The following is a 536-nucleotide window of genomic DNA, read 5'->3' as shown; positions in this document are numbered from 1 at the left end:
GTGCACCCACTGCCGTTGGTGATGGTCACACTGTAAGTACCACTGTTGATCGCCGTAGCGTTAGTGAGCGTAGGATTCTGTTGGGTACTGCTGTAACCATTGGGGCCTTTCCATTGATAGGAGGTTCCTCCCGAAGCCGTCAGTTGGATCGTGACCGCACTGCCACTGCACACCGTCTGGGAAGAGGCCACCGTCCCCGTCAGACTGCAGGGTACCACTGGACAAGTGCCTACCACGACCGGGGTGGTGTTGACGGCCGTGCACCCACTGCCGTTGGTGATGGTCACACTGTAGGTGCCACTGTTGATCGCCGTCGCAGTGCTGATAAGCGGACTGGCCAGCGAAGAGGTGAAGTTGTTGGGGCCCTGCCATTGATAGGAAGTGCCTCCCGAGGCACTTAGCTGGATGGTGACGGCACTGCCGCTGCACACGGTTTGGGAAGAGGCCACCGTTCCCGTCAGACTGCAGGGCACCGATGGGCAGGTGCCTACCACCACCGGGGTGGTGTTGACGGCCGTGCATCCACTGCCGTTGGT

The sequence above is a fragment of the Larkinella knui genome, from assembly GCF_003858645.1.
Taxonomy (GTDB): Bacteria; Bacteroidota; Bacteroidia; order Cytophagales; family Spirosomataceae; genus Larkinella; species Larkinella knui.
The sequence above is the reverse complement of the archived record's forward strand: the minus strand, read 5'-3'. Positions refer to the sequence as shown.